This window comes from Isoptericola jiangsuensis, from assembly GCF_048320105.1.
Taxonomy (GTDB): domain Bacteria; phylum Actinomycetota; class Actinomycetes; order Actinomycetales; family Cellulomonadaceae; genus Isoptericola; species Isoptericola jiangsuensis_A.
In genome coordinates, this window is record NZ_CP182942.1 from 3,237,662 (window position 1) to 3,256,873 (window position 19,212).

Annotated in this window: 17 protein-coding genes; 12 read left to right on the forward strand and 5 right to left on the reverse strand. The window is 74.1% G+C overall.

Annotation, left to right across the window (positions count from 1 at the left end; translation table 11 throughout):
- Positions 1 to 21: 21 nt before the first annotated feature.
- The 3 genes from mca to ACNHYB_RS14855 are packed head-to-tail and all read left to right on the forward strand — an operon-like array spanning position 22 to position 2,132.
- Positions 22 to 918 carry a mycothiol conjugate amidase Mca gene (gene mca / locus ACNHYB_RS14845; protein WP_418276124.1) on the forward strand — a complete coding sequence of 299 codons (897 nt, stop codon included), beginning with the start codon at positions 22 to 24 and terminating at the stop codon, positions 916 to 918.
- On the forward strand, positions 919 to 1,320 hold the full coding sequence (locus tag ACNHYB_RS14850) for a hypothetical protein (RefSeq protein ID WP_418276125.1): 402 nt from the start codon (positions 919 to 921) through the stop codon (positions 1,318 to 1,320).
- Complete coding sequence (locus tag ACNHYB_RS14855; protein ID WP_418276126.1) at positions 1,317 to 2,132, forward strand: nitrilase-related carbon-nitrogen hydrolase; 816 nt, start codon at positions 1,317 to 1,319, stop codon at positions 2,130 to 2,132. The genes ACNHYB_RS14850 and ACNHYB_RS14855 overlap by 4 nt, the downstream gene beginning before the upstream one ends.
- Before the next feature lie 7 nt (positions 2,133 to 2,139).
- Here the strand turns inward: ACNHYB_RS14855 and trhA are convergent, their stop codons facing one another.
- The gene (gene trhA / locus ACNHYB_RS14860; protein WP_418276127.1) at positions 2,140 to 2,913 is read right to left on the reverse strand and encodes a PAQR family membrane homeostasis protein TrhA; all 774 of its coding nucleotides are present in this window, start codon (positions 2,911 to 2,913) and stop codon (positions 2,140 to 2,142) included.
- A gap of 274 nt (positions 2,914 to 3,187) precedes the next feature.
- Here trhA and ACNHYB_RS14865 point away from each other — a divergent pair, with 274 nt between their 5' ends.
- The 6 genes from ACNHYB_RS14865 (at position 3,188) to ACNHYB_RS14890 (ending at position 8,743) form a co-directional block, all read left to right on the forward strand.
- Positions 3,188 to 3,949 (forward strand): isoprenyl transferase, encoded by a 762-nt coding sequence (locus tag ACNHYB_RS14865; RefSeq protein ID WP_418276128.1) that lies wholly within the window; start codon positions 3,188 to 3,190, stop codon positions 3,947 to 3,949.
- Between the two features lie 42 nt (positions 3,950 to 3,991).
- Positions 3,992 to 4,477 (forward strand): MarR family winged helix-turn-helix transcriptional regulator, encoded by a 486-nt coding sequence (locus tag ACNHYB_RS14870; protein WP_418276129.1) that lies wholly within the window; start codon positions 3,992 to 3,994, stop codon positions 4,475 to 4,477.
- A gap of 158 nt (positions 4,478 to 4,635) precedes the next feature.
- Positions 4,636 to 5,787 (forward strand): glycerate kinase, encoded by a 1,152-nt coding sequence (locus tag ACNHYB_RS14875; RefSeq protein ID WP_418278075.1) that lies wholly within the window; start codon positions 4,636 to 4,638, stop codon positions 5,785 to 5,787.
- A gap of 68 nt (positions 5,788 to 5,855) precedes the next feature.
- A complete protein-coding gene (locus tag ACNHYB_RS14880) occupies positions 5,856 to 7,001 on the forward strand; it encodes a ferrochelatase (RefSeq protein ID WP_418276131.1) in 1,146 nt (381 codons plus the stop codon).
- A gap of 78 nt (positions 7,002 to 7,079) precedes the next feature.
- The gene (gene hemQ, locus ACNHYB_RS14885; protein ID WP_418276132.1) at positions 7,080 to 7,844 is read left to right on the forward strand and encodes a hydrogen peroxide-dependent heme synthase; all 765 of its coding nucleotides are present in this window, start codon (positions 7,080 to 7,082) and stop codon (positions 7,842 to 7,844) included.
- 59 nt (positions 7,845 to 7,903) lie between these two features.
- Entirely contained in the window at positions 7,904 to 8,743 is an 840-nt protein-coding gene (locus ACNHYB_RS14890; RefSeq protein WP_418276133.1) for a tryptophan-rich sensory protein, read from the forward strand.
- A 69-nt stretch (positions 8,744 to 8,812) separates the two neighbouring features.
- Here ACNHYB_RS14890 and ACNHYB_RS14895 read toward each other — a convergent pair whose 3' ends face one another.
- Positions 8,813 to 9,670, reverse strand: coding sequence for a putative protein N(5)-glutamine methyltransferase (locus tag ACNHYB_RS14895; protein WP_418278076.1), 858 nt, complete (start codon positions 9,668 to 9,670; stop codon positions 8,813 to 8,815).
- On the reverse strand, positions 9,667 to 10,950 hold the full coding sequence (locus ACNHYB_RS14900; protein WP_418278077.1) for a Glu/Leu/Phe/Val family dehydrogenase: 1,284 nt from the start codon (positions 10,948 to 10,950) through the stop codon (positions 9,667 to 9,669). The genes ACNHYB_RS14895 and ACNHYB_RS14900 overlap by 4 nt, the downstream gene beginning before the upstream one ends.
- 173 nt (positions 10,951 to 11,123) lie before the next feature.
- Here ACNHYB_RS14900 and ACNHYB_RS14905 point away from each other — a divergent pair, with 173 nt between their 5' ends.
- Genes ACNHYB_RS14905 through ACNHYB_RS14915 form a run of 3 tightly spaced genes read left to right on the forward strand, consistent with a single transcriptional unit; the run spans position 11,124 to position 16,548 of the window.
- Entirely contained in the window at positions 11,124 to 14,639 is a 3,516-nt protein-coding gene (locus ACNHYB_RS14905) for a bifunctional proline dehydrogenase/L-glutamate gamma-semialdehyde dehydrogenase (RefSeq protein WP_418276134.1), read from the forward strand.
- 59 nt (positions 14,640 to 14,698) lie between these two features.
- Entirely contained in the window at positions 14,699 to 15,520 is an 822-nt protein-coding gene (locus ACNHYB_RS14910; RefSeq protein WP_418276135.1) for a patatin-like phospholipase family protein, read from the forward strand.
- Positions 15,517 to 16,548, forward strand: coding sequence for a 1-acyl-sn-glycerol-3-phosphate acyltransferase (locus ACNHYB_RS14915; RefSeq protein WP_418276136.1), 1,032 nt, complete (start codon positions 15,517 to 15,519; stop codon positions 16,546 to 16,548). The genes ACNHYB_RS14910 and ACNHYB_RS14915 overlap by 4 nt, the downstream gene beginning before the upstream one ends.
- A 16-nt stretch (positions 16,549 to 16,564) precedes the next feature.
- On the opposite strand, the gene ACNHYB_RS14920 is transcribed toward ACNHYB_RS14915, so the two are convergent.
- Together ACNHYB_RS14920 and ACNHYB_RS14925 are read right to left on the reverse strand one after the other, a co-directional pair.
- Positions 16,565 to 17,575, reverse strand: coding sequence for a LacI family DNA-binding transcriptional regulator (locus ACNHYB_RS14920; protein ID WP_418276137.1), 1,011 nt, complete (start codon positions 17,573 to 17,575; stop codon positions 16,565 to 16,567).
- A gap of 20 nt (positions 17,576 to 17,595) precedes the next feature.
- Entirely contained in the window at positions 17,596 to 19,152 is a 1,557-nt protein-coding gene (locus ACNHYB_RS14925) for a glycoside hydrolase family 1 protein (protein ID WP_418276138.1), read from the reverse strand.
- Between the last annotated feature and the right edge of the window lie 60 nt (positions 19,153 to 19,212).

Here is a 19,212-nt window from a genome sequence, read left to right on the forward strand (position 1 = left end):
GAACCCCCTCCAGGAGGACCCTTGTCCGGCGAACCACTGCGTCTCATGGCGGTGCACGCGCACCCCGACGACGAGTCGAGCAAGGGCGCCGCCACCACGGCGCGCTACGCGGCCGAAGGTGTCGAGGTGCTGGTCGTGACCTGCACCGGCGGGGAGCGCGGGGACGTGCTCAACCCCACCTTCGCGGTGCCGGAGGGCCACGAGTTCACCACGCTGGAGGCCAAGCGGGCGGTGCGCCGCCTGGAGATGGCTGCCGCCGCCGCGGCGCTCGGCGTGCAGCACCACTGGCTCGGGTTCGTCGACTCGGGGCTGCCCGAGGGCGACCCCCTGCCCCCGCTGCCGGACGGCTGCTTCGCCCTGCTCGACCTCGAGGAGGCCTCCGCACCCCTGGTCGAGCTGGTGCGGACGTTCCGTCCGCACGTCATGACCACGTACGACCCCTCGGGCGGGTACCCGCACCCCGACCACATCCGCTGCCACGAGGTCGCCTTCGAGGCGTACCACGCCGCCGGTGACGCGCAGCGGTACGTCGTCGAGGGAGGGGCCGAGCCCTGGGAACCGCTCAAGCTCTACTACAACCACGGCTTCTCGATCGACCGCCTGCGGGCCGCCCACGAGGCCATGCTCGGCGCGGGCCTGGAGTCGCCGTTCGGCGACTGGATCTCCTCGCGCGACGCCCGCGAGATCCCCGAGCGCGAGGTCACCACCCGGATCGAGGTCGCCGACTACTTCGCCCAGCGGGACGCCGCCCTGGTGGCGCACGCCTCGCAGATCGACCCGGCGGGGTTCTTCTTCGCCGTCCCCCGCGACATCGAGGCGGACGTCTGGTCCACCGAGGACTTCGAGCTCGCCGAGTCGCGCATCGACACCAGCACGCCCGAGGACGACCTCTTCGCCGGCGTGCGGAAGGAGTCCTGAGTGTCCCTCGCGCTGATCGGGCGGCTGGCCGCCGCCGTCGACCCCGCCCCGACCCCGAGCCCGACGGCACGCGTGCTGGAGGACTGGGAGGTGACGCCGGGTCTCGCGGGCTTCCTGGCGACGTTCGGCGTCGCGCTCGCCGCCGTCCTGCTGTTCCTGTCGCTGACCCGTCACATGCGCAAGGCCGACGCCTACGCCCGTGCGCACGGCATCGAGGTGCCCCGGCGCAAGGGGATCGGCTTCCGGCGCGAGGACGCGACAGCCGGTGCACCGGCGTCCGAGGCGACGGCAGGGTCCACGCTGGAGTCGCCTCCCGAGGGCCCCGACGGCCCGCCGAGGTCCGGCCCGGAGTCCGGCCCGGAGTCCGGCCCGGCCGGCACCCGACCGTCGGACGCGCCGTGACGGTGCGGGTCACGGTCGCCCAGGTGTCCGTCGCGGACGACCACGAGGCCAACCTGCACCTGGTCGCGGACGCGTTCGCGAGCGCGGCCGCGCTCGACGCCGACCTGCTGCTGCTGCCCGAGTACGCCTCGGGGTACCACCCCCAGGGCGTCGGCATCGAGCACGCGGAGGACCTGGACGGGCCGTTCGTGTCCGCGCTGCGACGCACGGCCTCCAGCACGGGGGTCGCGGTGATCGCGGGCATGACGCTGCCGGGCGCCGACCCCGGGCCGGGCGGTGGCCCGCGCAAGGGGGTCAACGCGGTGGTGGCGGTGGACGGCGAGGGCGAGCTCGTCGGGGTGTACCGCAAGGTCCACCTGTACGACGCGTTCGGCACGCGGGAGTCGGACCGTCTCGAGGCCGGTCCCGCCGACGCCGAGCCCTTGACGATGACCGTCGGCGACCTGACCTTCGGCGTCATCACCTGCTACGACCTGAGGTTCCCGGAGTCGGCGCGGCGCGTGGTCGACGCCGGGGCGGACGTCGTCGTCGTCCCGGCGGCGTGGGTCGACGGTCCGGGCAAGGCCGAGCACTGGAGCACGCTGCTCGCGGCGCGCGCGATCGAGAACACCGTGGTGACGATCGGTGTCGGCATGGCGGGCAAGGGCGTGACGGGCCGGTCGACGCTCGTGGGGCCGGACGGCGTCGTCGGGCTGGCGGCGGACGCCACGCCGCAGTACCGCACCGTGGATCTCGACGCCGAGCCGCTGGCCGCCGTCCGCCGGGCGAACCCGTCGTTGGCGAACCGCCGCTACGCCGTCGTCCCGCGCTGAGGCGGTCTCAGACGGTGAGCGAGGCGAGGTAGATGGCGACCGTGTGGCAGGTGAACCCGACCACGGTCAGGGCGTGGAAGATCTCGTGGAACCCGAACCAGCGGGGCGACGGGTTCGGGAACTTCGTGCCGTAGACGACGGCGCCGAGGGTGTAGGCGAGGCCGCCGGCCACGACGAGCCACACGATCGCGGGACTGCCGTTGACCCAGAACTGGTCGATGTAGGCGACCGCCACCCAGCCGAGGGCGACGTACACCGGGACGTAGAACCAGCGGGGGGCGCTCATCCACAGCACGCGGGTGAGCAGGCCGGCGATCGCTCCGCCCCACACGATGCACAGCATCGTCACGGCGCTGTCGTGGTCCAGGAGCGCGACGGCGAGCGGGGTGTAGGTGCCGGCGATGATGAGGAAGATGTTGGCGTGGTCCATCCGGCGCAGGACGGCGGCGACCTTCGGCGACCAGTTGCCGACGTGGTAGATCGCGCTGGTGCCGAACAGCATGAGGGCGCTGAGGCCGAAGATCGCGGCGGCGACCTTGCCGGCGACGGGTTCGGCCACGGCGACGAGCACGATGCTGGCGGCCAGCGCGAGCGGTGCGGTGACGAGGTGGATCCAGCCGCGCAGCCGGGGCTTGAGCCGCCGGGCGGTCTCGGCGGCGCTGGTGGTGACGTTGTGCACGGCACCGGTGACGGCACCGCGGGCGGTGTCAGTCGCGGTGGTGCCGACGTCGACGGGGTCGGGGACGTCGAAGCGACGGCCACGGGAAGTGGCTCCGGCCACGGGTCCTCCTCGGGCGAGCGGGTCGGTCACGAGCTCAGGTCACACGATCGGTCATGACCTCAGTCGCGGTATCGAGGTTACGGAAGCGTAGGTTACGTCACCGTAGGTTGTGTCCAGCCTAGCGACCGGGTGGGCCGCGGGGGACCGGCAGGCTGTGAAGATCGTGCGACGACTCCGCGCACCTCGCATCCTCCCAGGTACGGGACCTGCCGGCCGCGGTGTCGCGGTACCGTTGTGCCGATCCCTTTCCCGCCGAACGACCTCCGAGGACCGCGTGCGCCTGCCCCATCCGCTGTACAGCCTGTACGAGCGCCGACTGGCCGCCTCCCTCCCCGAGGCCTCGATGCCGCGGCACGTCGGTGTCATCCTCGACGGCAACCGCCGCTGGGCGCGGTCGTTCGGCGAGACCGCCGCGACCGGCCACCGGCGCGGCGCGGACAAGATCGCCGAGTTCCTCGGCTGGGCCTCCGACCTCGGCATCGAGGTCGTCACGCTGTGGATGCTCTCGACCGACAACCTCGCGCGCTCCGAGGCCGAGCTCACCGACCTGCTCGACATCATCTCCGACGCCGTGCGCGACCTCGCCGAGTCGGGTCGCTGGCGCCTGCGCATCGTCGGGCGCCTCGACCTGCTGCCCGCGCGGCTCGTCGGCGAGCTGCAGGACGCCGTCGCACGGACGTCCGCGAGCGACGGCCTGCAGGTCAACGTCGCCGTCGGGTACGGCGGCCGCCACGAGATCGCCGACGCCGTGCGCTCCTACCTGCGGGCCGCGGAGGCCAAGGGGGCCACGCTCGCCGACCTCGCCGAGAAGATCGACGTCGAGGACATCGCCGAGCACCTCTACACCAAGGGCCAGCCCGACCCGGAGCTCGTCATCCGTACCTCCGGCGAGCTGCGCGTGGGCGGATTCCTCATGTGGCAGAGCGCGCACTCCGAGCTGTACTTCTGCGAGGCGTACTGGCCGGACTTCCGGCGCGTGGACTTCCTGCGCGCCCTGCGAGACTTCTCCCAGCGTGAGCGCCGCATCGGGCGCTGAGCAGGGTTGCGCGGCGACGACGCCGGGACAGGAGAACGAGACATGAGCACGTCGAAGCGGCTGTCCGCGTCGGCCCGGGAGGCCGCGCGCACCTGGGAAGCCCTCTTCCGCACCCAGGTGGCGCTCATGCGCCGGTTCCAGGCCGACGCCGTCTGGGTCGAGCTGTCGATGCGGGAGTACGACGTGCTCTTCTCGCTGTCGACGTCGTCCGACGGCGCGATGCGCCTGCGCGACCTCAACGAGAAGGTGCTGCTGGCGCAGTCCTCGCTGTCACGCATGGTGGAACGGCTCGAGGCCCGGGGCCTGGTCACCCGGTCCGTGCCGGTCGACGACGCCCGCGGCACGCTCGTGACCCTCACCGACGAGGGCGGCCACCTGCAGCGCGAGGTCGGACGGCGGCACGTGCAGGCGATGGACCAGTACGTCGGCGACGCGCTCGACCAGGACGAACAGGCCGAGCTCACCCGCATCCTGGACAAGCTGCGCGCCGCGCAGTCGCGCATCCCGGACTGGTCGCCGCAGGCCTGAGGCGGGCCGCTATCCTCGGGCGCGTGACACCGTCGACACCTCCCGAGCCCCGCGCGTCGTCCCCGGTCGCGTCGTCCTCCGTCGCGTCGTCCCCCACTGCGTCGTCCCCCACTGCGTCGTCCCCCACGTCGTCGTCCCGGGCGGACGCCCCGCGCGCGGTGCACGTCGTCGTCGCCCCCGACTCGTTCAAGGGCAGCCTCAGCGCCGTCGAGGTCGCCGCGGCGATCCGCGAGGGCGTGCTCGCCGTGGCGCCCGACGCCCGCGTCACCAGCCTCGCCATGGCCGACGGCGGCGAGGGCACCCTGGACGCCCTCGTGGCGACCTGGGGCGTGCCGGTGCACGAGGTGAACACCTGCGACGCCGTCGGGCGACCCTGCACGGCGCGCTGGGCGGTCTCGCGGGACGGGCGCACCGGCGTCGTCGAGCTCGCCGAGGCGAGCGGCCTGCCCGCCGTGAGCGACGAGCCCCTGCAGCCGCTGCACGCGCACACCCGGGGCACCGGCGAGGTCGCCGCCGCGGTGCTGGACGCGGGCGTCGAGGAGGTCCTGGTGTGCCTGGGCGGGTCGGCGTCCACCGACGGCGGGGCCGGCATCCTCGTCGGGCTCGGTGCCCGGCTGCTCGACGCCGACGGCGCGCCGGTGCCGGACGGCGGCGAGGGCCTGGCCCGCGTCGCCCGCCTCGACCTCGACGGGCTGCACCCGCGGGCCCGCCAGGTGCGTTGGCGCCTGGCCGTGGACGTCACGAACCCGCTGGTGGGCGAGCTGGGATCCGCGGCGGTGTTCGCCCCGCAGAAGGGCGCGCGCCCCGGTGACGTGGCGTTCCTCGACGAGGCGCTCACCCGCTGGGCGAACCTGCTGGAGCGTGAGACGGGTGTACGGGTCCACGAGCTGCCCGGTGCCGGGGCGGCCGGCGGGGTGCCGGCCGCGCTCGCGGCGCTGCTGGGCGCGGTCCTGGAACCGGGCGCGGGTCTCGTGGCCGAGGCGGTGGGTCTGGCCGACGCCGTGAGCGACGCGGACCTGGTGTTCACGGGGGAGGGGTCGTTCGACTCGCAGTCCGTGCGCGGCAAGGTGGCCGACGGGGTGGCGACGGTCGCGGGGGCGTCCCCGACCCGCCCGCCGGTCGTCGTCGTGGCGGGGCGGGTGCAGCTCCCGGCGGACCAGGCGCGGGCCGCCGGCATCGCCGCCGCGTTCTCCGTCGCGCCCGGGCCGATCGCCCTGGAGGACCTGCTGCCCCGCACCGCGGTGCGCCTGGCGGAGGTGGCGGCGTCGGTCACGCAGCTCACCCTGAGTGCCGGACGACGGGCGTTCTGACGGTCCGTCCGTTCAACGTCACGTCCCATCTGGCGGGCGGTGCGGCGACCCGGGTGGAAGATGGAGGCATGCCGACGACCCCCCGGCCCGGTGACGCGAGCCCGTACGACGCCCTGCTGCTGTACTCCTTCGGAGGCCCGAACAAGCCGGAGGACGTGGTGCCGTTCCTGCGGAACGTCACGGCCGGCAAGGGCATCCCGGACTCCCGTCTGGAGGAGGTCGGCGAGCACTACTACGGCTTCGGCGGCAAGAGCCCGATCAACGACCAGAACCTCGCGCTGAAGGCGGCGCTCGAGGCCGAGCTCGCCCGGCGAGGCATCGAGCTGCCGGTCGTGTGGGGCAACCGCAACTGGGAGCCGTACACCACCGACGCGATCGACGAGCTGGAAGCGCTCGGAGCCCGCCGCGCCGTCGCGCTGGTGACGTCGGCCTACTCCTCGTACTCCGGCTGCCGACAGTACCGCGAGGACCTCGCGGTCGTGCTGGAGAAGCGTGGTCAGCTCGACGACGACGGTTCGACCGGCGTCGAGTTCGACAAGATCCGCTCCTACTTCAACCACCCCGGGTTCGTGCAGGCCAACCTCGACGCCGTCGCCGACGGCTTCGACGAGCTCGTCGCGCGAGGCGGTGACGCCCGCACCGCACGGCTCGTCTTCGTCACCCACTCCATCCCCGACACGATGGAGGCGGCGTCGCGCGTCTCGCAGGCCACCTACTCCGCGCAGCACCTCGACGTCGCGCGCAGCGTCGTCGCGGGCCTGGCGGAACGCCTCGGCCACGACGTCGCCTGGGACCTCGCCTACTGCTCCCGCTCCGGCCCGCCCAGCCAGCCGTGGCTGGAGCCCGACGTCAACGACCACCTCGAGGCGCTCGCCGCCGACGGCGTGCGCGACGTCGTGATGGCGCCCATCGGGTTCGTCTCGGACCACATGGAGGTCGCCTACGACCTCGACACGGAGGCCATGGCGACCGCCACCGAGCTCGGCATGACGGCGGTGCGGGCCGGGACGGTCGGGACGCGCGAGCCGTTCGTGCGCGGCCTGGTCGACCTGCTGCTGGAGCGCGCGGCGATCGCGCGCGACGAGGACGTCACGCAGGCGACCGTGGGAGACCTTCCCCCGTTCCGTTCGCAGTGCGTCCCGGGCTGCTGCCTGCGTCGCGACGGGGAGCCCAGCGGCGTCCCCGCGCTGTGCGGCACCGGCCTGTACTCGTGACACCCTGAGCCGCAGCCGTTCTCCCGGACCGATCCGCCCCGCCCGGCTCCGCCCCCGGGCACCACGAGAGGAAGCCCCTTGAGCACGCACGAGCACGGTGACACCGGCCACGACATCGACACGACGGCGATCAACGCGGGCATCCGGTACACGATGTGGTCCGTCTTCGCCCTCACCGAGACGCTGCCCGAGGACGACGACGAGCGGGCCGCGCTCGTCGCGCAGGCCGAGGACGCCGCCTGGGGCGCGCCGTCCGACGACGCACCGCGCGACGCCGCCGCCACCGAGGGCGACGTCGTCGTGCGCGGGTGGTACGACGTCGGCGGGCTGCGTGCGGACGCCGACCTCATGCTGTGGACGCACGGGCCCAGCATCGAGGCCGTGCAGGGCGCCTACCGGCGGCTGCGCGCCACGGCGCTCGGTCGCGGGCTCGAACCCGTCTGGTCGGTGGCGGCGCTGCACCGCCCCGCCGAGTTCAACCGGGGGCACGTCCCGGCGTTCCTCGCCGGCGAGACCCCGCGCGACTACCTGTGCGTGTACCCGTTCGTGCGGTCCTACGACTGGTACCTGCTGCCCGAGGGCGAGCGCCGCACCATGCTGCGCGACCACGGGATGGCGGCCGCCGGGTACAAGGACGTGCGGGCCAACACGGTCTCGGCGTTCGCGCTGGGGGACTACGAGTGGCTGCTCGCCTTCGAGGCGGACGAGCTGCACCGCATCGTCGACCTCATGCGGGACCTGCGCGCCACCGAGGCCCGCCGCCACGTGCGCGAGGAGATCCCGTTCTTCACCGGGCCGCGCACGACGCTGGCCGCCTGGGCGGACGCCCAGCCGCGGGGCTGAGGTCGCCGCCGTCGGGCGCTCAAGATGCTCAGCATGCTGACCTTTGTCATGCTGGAGGCATGACGCACGACAGCGCACCCCACGACACCGCACCGCACGACGGCGCCGCCCACGCCACCGCCGCGGACCGCGTCCGCCAGGTCGTCGTCCTCGTCGGCGCGCTCCTCGCCGTCGCGGCCGCGGCGATCGGCGCGGGCGCCTTCGGCGGCCAGCCCATCCAGGACGCCGCCGGCGGGGCGCTCTCGGCCGAGGCGACCGTCGTCGCACCCGACACCCCGGCGTTTCGCATCTGGTCGGTGATCTACCTCGGCCTGCTGGTGGTCGCCGTGGTGCAGGCGCTGCCCGGCCGGGCCACGGACCCGCGCTGGCGCGCCGTGTCGTGGTGGGTGCTCGCCTCCATGGTCCTCAACGCGGCCTGGATCGGCGTCGTGCAGGCCGGGGTGCTCTGGGGCAGCGTCGCCGTCATCTTCGTGCTCCTGGCCGTGCTGTGCGTCCTGCTCGTCCGGCTCGTGCGCGTCGACCCCACGCGACGCCTCGACGCGCTCGTGCTCGAGACCACCGTCGGCCTCTACCTCGGCTGGGTCAGCGTCGCCACCCTCGCCAACACCGCGGCGGCGCTCGCCGACTCCGGGGTGGGCGAGCTCGGCCTCGGCGCGAGCGTGTGGGGGTCGGTGCTCATGACCGCCGGCGCCATCGTCGCCATCTCCGTGGCCGTGTTCGCCGCTGCCCGACCCGCCCTCGCCGTCGGCACCGCGCTCGCCGTCGCCTGGGGGCTCTCCTGGATCGCCGTCGGCCGCTGGCAGGGGCCGCTCGAGGACCCCACGGTCGCGCTGTTCGCCGCGACGGCCGCCGCCGTCTCCCTCGTGGTGCCGCTCGTGGTCGTGCTGCGGCGCCGCTGAGCGCACCACCGGGGCCGCGCCGCCGAGACGACCGCCGCTGCCGCCGGGGGTTCCTTCGGCGGGTGGCCGTCAGACCGGTCGGGTCCCGACGACGACGGGACCGGCCGGGGCGTCCTCGTCGTCGTCGAGCACGACGCTCGCGACCAACCCCGCGCCCGCCATGACCTCGACCGCGGCCCGAGCCTGCGATCCGGCGGTCTCGACCAGCAGCGCACCGCCGGGCGCCAGCCATGCCGGTGCCTGCGCCGCCACCCGGCGTACGACGTCCAGCCCGTCACCGCCGCCGTCGAGGGCCACGCGCGGCTCGTGGTCGCGGGCGTCGGCGGGCATGGTCGCCAGCGCGTGCGTCGGGACGTACGGCGCATGGCAGAGCAGCACCTCGACGCGACCGGCGAGGGCGCGGGGCAGCGCGTCGAAGAGGTCGCCCACGTGGACCACCCCGCCCAGCGGGAGCAGGTTGCGCCGTGCGTGCTCCGCCGCGGCCGGGTCGATGTCGGCCCCGTGCAGCTCGACCCTGGTGCCGGCGGCACGCAGCGCCGCCGCGACCGCCCCGCCGACCGCCCCGCATCCGCAGCACAGGTCCACCACGACCCGCGCGGCTCCGGCGCGGAAGCGCAGCGCGTCCAGCCCGGCCGTCACCAGCAGCTCGCTGCGCCGACGGGGCACGAACACCCCCGGACCCACCGACCAGCGGCGTCCCGCCAGCTCCACCCAGCCGAGCACGTGCTCCAGCGGCTCGCCCGCCACGCGGCGGGCGAGCAGCCCCTCCAGCACCGCCGGCTCGGCCCGGGCAGCCTCCAGGAGGAGCTCGGCCTCCTCCTCGGCGAACACGCAGCCGGCGGCACGGAGCCGCCCGACGACGTCGTCGGTGACGGCGCCTGCCGGGCCTGCCGGGCCTGCCGGGACCCGGTGGTCCGGCGTCCTCAGGGGTACAGCCCGCGGATCTCGTGCGCCTCGGCGGTGCGCCGCACCCCGATCACGAGGGCGGCGTCCCGCAGCGAGATGCCGTCGCGGCGGGCCAGCGCCGAGACGTCCGCGTAGGCCGACGCCATGCGGCGGGCCAGCTTCTCGGCGATCTCCTGCTCCGACCACCAGTACGTCTGGTTCGCCTGCACCCACTCGAAGTAGGAGACGACGACGCCGCCGGCGTTCGCCAGCACGTCCGGCACCACCGTGACGCCGTTGGCGGCCAGGATGCGGTCGCCCGCCGTGGTCGTCGGGCCGTTCGCTCCCTCGACCACCCACCGGGCACGCACCGTCGGCGCCGTGACCTCGGTGAGGACGCCCTCCACCGCCGCGGGGACGAGCACGTCCACGTCCAGGGCGAGCAGCTCCTCGTTGCCGACCGGGTCCGCGCCGTCGAACCCGACCACCGACCCCGTGGCCTCCACGTGCGCCGTCAGGCGCTCCAGGTCGAGCCCGGCGTCGTCCCGGACCCCGCCGTACTGGTCGCTCACCGCGACCACGCGGGCGCCCCGCTCGGCGAAGATGCGTGCCGCGTGCCCTCCGACCTTGCCGAAGCCCTGGATGGCGACGCTCACCGCGTTCAGCGGGATCTCGGCCTCCTTGAGCGCGGCGGCCGTGACGTGCACGATGCCGGCGCTCGTCGCCGTGCCGCGGCCCAGCGACCCGCCCACGGCGAGCGGCTTGCCGGTGACGACCGCGGGGATCGTGTAGCCGCGGTTCACCGAGTAGGTGTCCATGACCCACGCCATCGTGCGGTCGTCGGTGCCCATGTCGGGCGCCATGATGTCGGTGTCCGGGCCGATGTTCGACATCAGCTCGGAGGTGTAGCGCCGGGTGACCCGCTCGAGCTCGTCCGCGGAGAAGCTGCGCGGGTCGATGTCGATGCCGCCCTTGGCCCCGCCGAACGGCAGGTCGACGATCCCGCACTTCCAGGTCATCCACATCGCCAGCGCCCGCACCTCGGAGATGTCGACGCTGGGGTGGTAGCGCAGCCCGCCCTTGCCGGGGCCGCGCGAGACGTTGTGCTGCACACGGAACCCGTGGAACAGCACCGTCGTGCCGTCGTCGCGCCGCAGCGGGACCGCCACGTGGATCTCGCGGCGGGGGGTGGCCAGCATCTGGTGCAGGCCGTCGTCATAACCCAGGTGCTCGACAGCGGTCGCGAGCTGGGTTCGGGCGGTCGCCAGGGGTGTGGCGTCAGCTGCGGGCGCCGTGCGGGTCGACGTCGTCGTCACCAAGATCCTCCTCGAAAGGTGGTCGCGTCCGGGTGGGGCACGACCGGGTGGTCCGGCCCGGGTCTCGGGCCTCAGGACGACCGTACCCGCCCGCGCCGGGGCGGGCTGCCGCAGACACGACGTCGACGCACGGCGCGTCCGAGTACGACTGCGTGGCGGTTCTGTCGCACAGTGGTGCCATGAGCAACCCCGCCCCGGACAACGACGCCGTCGACCACGGCTCCGACCCCGTCCCGGCGTCCGCACTCGTCGAGGACGCCGTCGCGCTGGCCCACACCTGGATCACCACCGCGCAGGACTCCGCCCGCCCCGCCGCCACCCGTGCGGACCGACGCACGCGCGCCACCGCCGAACGGTTGGGCGCCCTCGTCGCCGACCCCGCCGGCCTGGAGCTCGCCGTCGGCTTCGTCGACGACGTCGCACGCCCGCGCGACGTCCGGGTCGCGGCCCGGGCGCTGACCAGGCTCGGGCGTGACGCCGGGGCCGCGACGTTCCTCGGTCCGCTCGACCGGACGATGTTCACGGTCGGTGCACGGCTCGCGACCGTGCTGCCCTCCGTCGTCGTGCCCGCCGCGCGGGTGCGGCTGCGCCAGCTCGTCGGGCACCTCGTCGCCGACGCCGGGCCCGGGCTCGGCAAGCACCTCGCACGCACCCGCGCCCAGGGCTACCGGCTCAACGTCAACCTGCTCGGGGAGGCGGTCCTCGGCGACGACGAGGCCCGTGCCCGCCTGGAGCGCACCCTGGAGCTCGTGCAGCGTCCCGACGTCGACTACGTGTCCGTCAAGGTGTCCTCCGTGGCCGCCCAGCTCGTGACCTGGGACCTCGACGGCTCGCGGGAGCGGGTCGTGGAGCGGCTGCTGCCGCTCTACCGGGCCGCCCGCGAGCACGGCGTGTTCGTCAACCTCGACATGGAGGAGTACAAGGACCTCGCCCTGACCACCGCCGTCTTCCGCGACCTGCTGGACCACGACGAGCTGCGCGACCTCGAGGCCGGGATCGTCCTGCAGGCCTACCTGCCCGATGCCGTCGAGGTCCTCGACGAGCTGACCTCGTGGGCGCAGCGGCGCGTCGCCGCGGGCGGGGCGCGCGTCAAGGTGCGGCTCGTCAAGGGCGCGAACCTCGCGATGGAGCACGTGGAGTCCGCGCTGCACGACTGGCCGCTCGCACCCTTCGGCACCAAGGCGGAGGTCGACGCCAACTACGTGCGGGTCCTGGACCGTCACCTGGTCCCGGCGCGGACCGGCGCCGTGCGGCTCGGGGTCGCGTCCCACAACCTGTTCGACGTGGCCCTCGCCGTGCTGGCGGCCCGGGCGCGCGGGGTCAGCGAGGGCATCGACGTCGAGATGCTCCAGGGGATGGCCCCGATCGAGGCGCGCCTGGTCAAGCAGGAGATGGCGCGTGACGCCCCCGACCACCAGGGCCGTGTGGTGCTGTACACGCCGGTGGTGCGCGCCGAGGACTTCGACGTCGCCATCTCCTACCTGGTGCGTCGGCTGGAGGAGAACGCCGCGGAGCAGAACTTCCTGCACGCGTCGTTCGCCCCGCCGGCGCCGGTGCCGGGCGTCGAGGCCACACCGATGGAACGCCAGGAGGTCGCGTTCCGCACGTCCGTGATCCGAGCGGCCGAGCCCGTCGCCACCCGACCTCGCGGCAGCACCCCGCGCCCCGCCGCCGACGGCCCCGCGCCGGCCGCTCAGGGGTTCCGCAACGCGGTCGACACCGACCCCGCCGTGTCCGCCCACCGCGCGTGGGCCGCGCACGTCGTCGGACCCGACAGCGGGTACGTCCCCGTGCAGACCCCCGAGGTCACCTCCACCGCGCAGGTCGACGCCGTCGTGGCCCGCGCGGTCACCGTCCGCGCCGCCTGGGCCGGTGTGCCACCGTCCGACCGGGCCCGGGTGCTGCGCGCCGCCGCGGTCGAGCTCGAGCGTCGGCGCACCGACCTGGTGGCCGCCGCCGTCCACGAGGCCGGCAAGACCGTCGCCGAGGCCGACCCCGAGGTCAGCGAGGCGGTCGACTTCGCCACCTACTACGCCGACGCCGCCGAGGCGCTCGACGGCGTCGACGGCGCCGAGCACCGGCCGGACGGCGTCACCCTCGTCACCCCGCCCTGGAACTTCCCCGTCGCCATCCCGATCGGCGGCGTGCTGGCCGCGCTCGCCGCGGGATCGCCCGTCCTGGCCAAGCCCGCACCCCCCACGCCCCGCTGCCTCGAGATCTCCGTGGCCGCGGTGCACGCCGCGCTCGACGCCGTCGCCCCGCAGATCGGCCTCGAACACGACGTCGCCCACGACGTCGTGCAGCTGGTGCGGGCGCCCGACGGCGACCTCGGGCGGCACCTGGTGAGCCACCCCGACGTCGCCCGGGTGGTGCTGACCGGGGCGGTCGAGACCGCCGAGCTGTTCGCCCGCTGGCGTCCCGAGCGCCCCGTGCTCGCCGAGACCTCCGGCAAGAACGCGCTCGTCGTGACGGCGTCGGCCGACCTGGACCTCGCCGTGGCCGACCTGGTCCGCAGCGCGTTCGGGCACGCCGGGCAGAAGTGCTCCGCCGCGTCCCTGGCGATCCTCGTCGGGCCGGTCGGCGACCCGACGACGGCGACGGGCGAGCGGTTCCGCCGCCAGCTCGTCGACGCCGTGCAGACCCTGCGGGTCGGGCCCGCGACCGACCTGTCGACCGTGATGGGCCCCCTCACCGAACCCGCCACCGGCAAGCTGCACCGTGCCCTGACGACCCTCGAGCCGGGGGAGCGGTGGCTCGTCGAACCGCGCCGGCTCGACGACGTCGCCCACGCGGCGGGCATCGACCCCGACCGCCTGTGGACACCAGGGCTGCGCGAGGGCGTCGCCCCGGGGTCGTTCTTCCACCTCACCGAGGTGTTCGGACCCGTGCTCGGCCTCCTGCGGGCCGACACCCTCGCCGAAGCGGTCGCGCTGCAGAACCAGGTGGCGTTCGGGCTCACCGGCGGCATCCACTCGCTGGACACCACGGAGATCGACACGTGGCTCGACCAGGTCGAGGTCGGCAACGCCTACGTCAACCGGCACATCACCGGTGCGATCGTGCAACGGCAGTCCTTCGGCGGCTGGAAGGCCTCGTCCGTCGGACCCGGCGCCAAGGCGGGCGGCCCGAACTACGTCGCCCAGCTCGGCACCTGGTCCGACACGCCCGCCGCCGACGGTGGCCCCCCGTCGCGCGGCAACGACCCCGAGGGCTGGCTCGCCTGGGCGCGCCGGTCCGACGACGCCGCCTGGGCCGCCGAGCTCGGCGTGGAGCACGACCCCACCGGCCTGCAGGTCGAGGAGAACACGTTCCGCTACCGACCGGTCGACCACGTCACCGTCCGCGTCGGCGACGGCGCCCTGCCGGTGGAGGTGCGTCGCGTGCTCGCCGGGGCCCGCCGGGCCGGGGTGCGCGCCGTCGTCGTCCCCGACACCGACGCCGGCTGGGGCGTGCCCCACGAACCGCCGATGACGCACGAGGCCTTCGCCGCCGCCGTCGCCGACGGTCGCCATCCCGGCCGCATCCGGGTGATCGGCGCCGCACCGGGACTGCACGCCGCGGCCGCCGCCCGCGTCGCCGAGGTCACCGTGCTCGACGGGCCCGTCCTCGCGGCCGGACGACGTGAGTTGCTGACCTTCCTGCGCGAGCAGGCCGTCAGCCGCACCCGGCACCGCTACGGTCACCTGCGCGACTGAGCCCGCGCGGTGCCACCCCAGAGGTGCTGGGTGGCACCGCCCGTGGGACGATCACCGGCATGACGGTCGCGTTCGTGCTCGGTGGCGGAGGTGTGCGCGGCGCCGTGCACGTCGGGATGGCGCAGGCGCTCCTCGAGGCAGGGATCCGCCCGGACCTCGTCGTCGGCACCTCGATCGGGGCGATCAACGGGGCCGCGATCGCCGCCGACCCGACGGCGGCCGTCGTGGACCGCATGACCGAGGCGTGGTCCTCGACCGTGGCCGCGAGCGTTTACGGCGAACCGTGGTACCGCCAGGTCCGCCACCTCGCACGGTCGCGCACCCACGTGTTCGACCCCGACAAGCTGCGCCGGCTCGTCGCCGAGACGCTCGACGGCCACCGCACCTTCGCCGACCTCCAGGTGCCGCTGGTCGTCGCCGCGGCCTGCATCGAGAAGGCCTCCGAGCACTGGTTCGACGACGGTCCGCTCGTCGACGCCATCGTCGCCTCGGCCTCCGTGCCCGGAGCCCTGCCCGCCGCCGAGATCGACGGCCTGCACTACCTCGACGGCGGCCTCGTCAACTCCATCCCCCTCGGCGAGGCCGTCCGGCGCGGCGCCACCACCGTGTACGTGCTCCAGGTGGGACGCATCGAGGAGCCCCTCGCAGCACCGCGCACACCGTCCGACGTCGCCAAGGTCGCGTTCGAGATCTCCCGGCGTCACCGGTTCTTCCGCGAGCTGGCCGACGTGCCCGACGGGGTGCACGTGCACGTGCTGCCCTCCGGCGGCCCCGTCCCCGGCGACGAGAAGCTCGGCTCCTTCAAACGGCTGGACGCCACCCGACGACGTATCGCGCAGTCCTACGAGGCCGGGCGCTCCTACCTCGCGGAACAGTCGTGATCGCCCCGCCGCCCCGCTGGGTCCGACGCCTCGTCATCGCGCCCCTGGTCGTCGCCCTCGCCGTCGTCATGGTGCCCACCGCGCTCATGTTCGCGCTCGTCGTCGGCGCCGCCCTCACCTGGGTGCTGCCCGGGCGCCTGCGCGTCCTGCGGCTGCTGTGGATGGCCGCGTTCTACATCGCGTGGGACGCCGTGGCGCTGCTCGCGCTGCTCGGGCTGTGGATCGCCTCCGGGTTCGGCCTCCTCGCCGGGCGCCCGTGGTACCGGCACGCCCACGTGCGGCTCGCCCGCGGGATGCTCGCCCTGTTCTTCTGGCAGGTGCGCTGGACGCTGCGCCTGCGCATCGACGTCGACGTTCCCGAGGACGCCGAGCTGCCGAGCACACCCCTGGTGGTCCTCAGCCGTCACGCCGGCCCGGGGGACTCCTTCATCCTGGTCGACCGGCTGCTCGGCCTCGCCGGGCGGGCCCCCGCCATCGTCCTGAAGGACACGCTGCAGTGGGACCCCGCCATCGACGTGCTCCTGCACCGGCTGCCGTCCGCCTTCGTCACCCCGTCGTCCCGCCGGCCCCCCGGCCGACCCGGAGCCCGCCAGACCGTCCGGGCGCTCGCGGTCGACCTGACCGACGACGACGCGCTCGTGCTGTTCCCCGAGGGAGGGAACGTCACGCCGCGGCGGCAGGCCGCACGGGTCGTGGCGCTCCGTGAGGCCGGCGACCACGACCTCGCGCGGCGTGCCGAGAAGTTCGTGCACGTCATGGCCCCGCACGCCGGGGGCTTCTCGGCGGCGATGGAAGGTTCGCCCGACGCGTCGGTGCTGGTCGTCGCCCACACGGGGCTCGAACGGCTGGTGACCGTCCGGGACATCTGGCGCGAGCTGCCGATGGACAAGTCGATCCTGCTGCGGGCGTGGCTGCACCCGGCGTGGACGGTGCCCGAGGACCCGGACGAGCGCGAGTCGTGGTTGTTCGACCAGTGGTCCACGGTCGACACGTGGATCGGCGAGCACGGCCGTGCCTTCGTCCCCTGACGTCGCCGGGGGAGGGTCAGGCGGACTCGCCCTCGACGAGTCGCGGGACGAAGATCCGGGGCTCCGGGTAGACGATCTCGCCGGCCAGCATGTCGAGCAGCGTCGACGTCGCCGCCGCGACCATCTCGACCACCGGCTGCAGGACCGTCGTCAGACGCGGGTTCGTGCGCTCGGCACCGAGGGCGTCGAAGCCGACCACCGCGACGTCCTCCGGCACGCGACGCCCGTGCTCACGGAGCACCTGGAGCGCACCTGCCGCCATGAGGTCGGACGCCGCGAACACGCCGTCGACGTCGGGGTGCTCGGCCAGGACGGCCTCCATCGCCGTCGCGCCGCCGTGCAGGGTGAAGTCGCCGTTGGCGCAGACGTCCGTGGGCAGCCCGGCGCGCTGCAGCGTGCGCCGCCAGCCCTCGGCACGGTCCAGGGCCGCCGTCATGTCCTGCGGGCCCGTGATGGTCGCGATCTTGCGGCACCCCCGGTCGATGAGGCGCTGCGTGGCGACCCGGGCACCTGCCGCGTTGTCGACGTCGACGAAGTGCAGGCCCGCGCTGTCGAACGGTCGCCCGACGAAGACCCCCGGCAGCGACCCTGCGCGGAGCTCCGGCTCGAGACGGTCGTCCTTGTGGTGGGACGCGATGATCACGCCGTCCACGTGGCCGCTGTTGAGGTAGCGCGCCGTGTGCCCGGGGCGCTCGCCGGGCCGCGCGAGCAGGAGCACCAGCTGCAGGTCCGTGCCGCCCAGCCCCTCGCTCACCCCGCGCACGACGCCGGCGAGGAACGGGTCGGTGAGGATGCGGGCGTCCGGCTCCGGGACGACGAGGGCGATCGAGTCGGTGCGCCGGGTGACCAGCGACCGCGCGGCGCGGTTGGGTGCGTACCCGAGACGGGCGATGGCGGCGTCGACCGCCTGCTGGGCCTCGGGGGACACCCGGTCACCACCGTTGATCGCGCGTGACGCGGTGGACCGGGAAACCCCTGCTGCGCGCGCGACGTCGTCGAGCGTCGGTGCGATGTGCTTGGTGACCACGGTGAAATTCTGCCTTCTGCTCAGTCGAGCGCGGGGACGACGTTGTCTCGGGCCACTTCGGCGTACCAACGACCGGACGCCTTGAGGGTGCGCTCCTGGGTGGAGTAGTCGACGCGGGTGAGGCCGAAGCGCTTCGAATAGCCCAGTGCCCACTCGAAGTTGTCCAGGAGCGACCAGGCGAAGTACCCACGGACGTCCGCGCCCGCGTCGACGGCGTCCTTGACGGCGCGCAGGTGGCGGTCGATGAACTCCAGGCGGTCACGGTCGTCGACGGTGCCGTCGGCCTGCACGACGTCCGGGTAGGCGGCGCCGTTCTCGGTGACGACCAGGACGGTTCCCCGCGGGCCGGTGTAGTCCTGCTGGAGCCGCAGGAGCAGGCGGGTCAGCCCTTCGGGCTGGACCTCCCAGCCCATGTCGGTCGTCGGCAGGCCACGAGCGTGCGGGAAGATGCCGTCGGGCACGGGGTTCGGCGAGCGGGTCTCCCACACGGGGCCCTCCTCCGACCGGGCACGGGCACCGTCGGGTCCGGCCGTGCCCCGGGGGCTCGGGTCGTCCTGCTGCGGCGTCGCCGCGACGGCTCCACCGTTGTAGTAGTTGACGCCGAGGACGTCGATCGGCGTCGAGATGATCTCGAGGTCACCGTCGCGGATGACGTCGGAGAAGCCGAGGTGCGCCGTGTCGTCCAGGATGTCCTGCGGGTAGGCGCCCCGCAGGATCGGGTCGAGGAAGATGCGGTTGAACATCGCGTCGTCACGACGGGCCACGTCCACGTCCGCGGCGTCCTGCGGGTCCACCGGGTCGGAGACGGTGAAGTTGAGCGTCAGCCCGAGGGAGGCCTCCGGGTCGCGCTCGCGCAGCGTGTCGACCGCGAGCCCGTGCGCGAGCATGAGGTGGTGCGCCGCGGCGAGGCCGAGCTCGGGCGACTTCTTGCCCGGTGCGTGCGCGCCGGAGGTGTAGCCGAGGAACGCCGAGCACCACGGCTCGTTGAAGGTCGTCCACACTCCCACCCGGTCGCCGAGCGCCTCGTGCATCGTCACGGCGTAGTCGGCGAAGCGGTAGGCGGTGTCGCGGTGCGGCCAGCCGCCGATGTCCTCGAGCGCCTGGGGCAGGTCCCAGTGGTAGAGGGTGAGCCACGGCAGGATGTCGGCGGCGAGGAGCTCGTCGACGAGCCGCGAGTAGAAGTCGAGGCCGCGCTGGTTCACGGTCCGGCCGTCGGGCACGACCCGTGCCCACGACGTCGAGAACCGGTAGGCGTCGAGGTGGAGACGCTTCATGAGGGCGACGTCGTCGCGGTAGCGGTGGTAGTGGTCGCAGGCGACCATGCCGTCGTCGCCGTTCACGACGGCGCCGGGGATGCGGCAGAAGACGTCCCAGATCGACTCGCCGCGGCCGTCCTCGGCCCCTGCTCCCTCGATCTGGAAGGCTGCCGTGGCGGTGCCCCAGAGGAAGCCCTGGGGGAAGGTCACGGAGCCCGTGCTGTTCGGTGTCGGACCCGTGAGCGGCGCCGTCGGCCGGAAGGGGACGGTCGTCCTCGGAGCGGCGATCCGGGCGCCGGTGCCCGTCGTGCTCAACGTCATCTCGTGCATCCCTGTCTCAAGGGGGATCGTCCGGACCAGACGTCGGTCCGGACGATCCCT